2 protein-coding genes are annotated in these 1,309 nt (G+C 59.0%); one reads left to right on the forward strand and one right to left on the reverse strand.

The window, feature by feature from the left end; genetic code table 11:
• Positions 1-24: 24 nt before the first annotated feature.
• Positions 25-474 (reverse strand): MaoC family dehydratase, encoded by a 450-nt coding sequence (locus ACNKW1_RS15715; RefSeq protein ID WP_418365514.1) that lies wholly within the window; start codon positions 472-474, stop codon positions 25-27.
• Positions 475-759: 285 nt separating this feature from the next.
• Here ACNKW1_RS15715 and ACNKW1_RS15720 point away from each other — a divergent pair.
• Positions 760-1,309 (forward strand): nucleoside-diphosphate sugar epimerase/dehydratase (locus ACNKW1_RS15720; RefSeq protein ID WP_418365515.1); only part of this gene is annotated, 550 nt, incomplete at its 3' end.

Here is a 1,309-nt window from a genome sequence, read left to right on the forward strand (position 1 = left end):
TGTCTTGCGTCTACTCACCGATACTCAGTCGCGTTTCGGAACGAGCATTTCGGCTTCCCCTTCAAGAACTACGCTGCCACGCACGGTGCAGACCGTCGAGAAGATCGCCCGGCGCTTCTCAGCTTTGAGCTCCTTAACCGTCACGCAGGCAACGACGGTATCGCCAACTTTCACCGGCGCCTTGAACTTGAGTGTCTGGGAGAGATAGATGCAGCCCGGGCCGGGGAGACGGGTGCCGAAAACGGCCGAAATCAGGCCGGCTGAAAGCATGCCGTGTGCGATGCGCCCACCGAACATGGTGCTGGCGGCGAACTCTTCGTCGAGATGAACGGGGTTGGTATCACCCGAAACGCCCGCAAACATCAGGATGTCGGCTTCACTGACCGTACGGGAAACCGAGGCGCTCATGCCGAGGTGGAGTTCCTCGAACGCATGTCCATACACGGCTGTGAAATCTCTGGTGGAATCACTCATGGTTTGCTCCTGGCAACTGACTGGAATGCTCCGACCCTACAGGGTCGTTGCACGAAAATCAATCGTGCATGCTGCGCTGCCGCATCACGGTGTAAGAATGCAGTAGGATTGTGCCTGTGCGCAGGGGTGCAAGCGTCCATTCTGGGCCGGGGTGTGATGCCCTTCACATCCATTGAGGAAGGCATTGTCTAGAGTGAATTCGTTGTGCCTCGAAAGAACGCGGGGCGATCAATTCTCCGGCGGGACGTAGTTCCGGTCCTGCTGTACCGAAGCCAGGGGTAGTCCATGTTGAAGGTATTCAGTCACTACTTGCCGACGCATGCGCTGCAGCAGGTGTTGTTCGATGCCGCGGTCCTTTTTTCCGTGGTCCTTTGTGCTATCGCAGTCCTCGGTTCGCACGAAGGACTTGAATGGGTGGCGTGCGTGCCCTCGGCGCTCACCTTCGCAGCACTGATGGTGGGGATGAACGCTGCGATGGGGCTGTACCGGCCCTTCTATGAGCGGTCCCGCCGTCAGGCCGCAGTGCGCGTGCTGCTTTCGCTCGTGGTAAGTATCCCCGTTGCGTATTTCGTGTTCCGAGTGCTCCCGTGGGCAGAGATGGCTCCGCTTGCACTGCAGTGGAGCATACTGGTGTCGTTGGGTGTGCTGCTACTTGCGCGCGGGGTGTTCAATCAACGACAGGCCGCGGGTATGTTCATTCCGCGGGTATTGATCGTCGGAACCGGGCGTGACGCGCGCCAGGTACATCTGGATCTGACTCGGCCGCTTCAGCGCAGCGTTGAAGTGGTCGGTTTCCTCCCCGTCAGTGGCAATGAGCGAATCGAAGTCGAACCCA

The organism is Thauera sp. WH-2 (genome assembly GCF_048321015.1).
In the GTDB taxonomy this organism is placed as follows: domain Bacteria; phylum Pseudomonadota; class Gammaproteobacteria; order Burkholderiales; family Rhodocyclaceae; genus Thauera.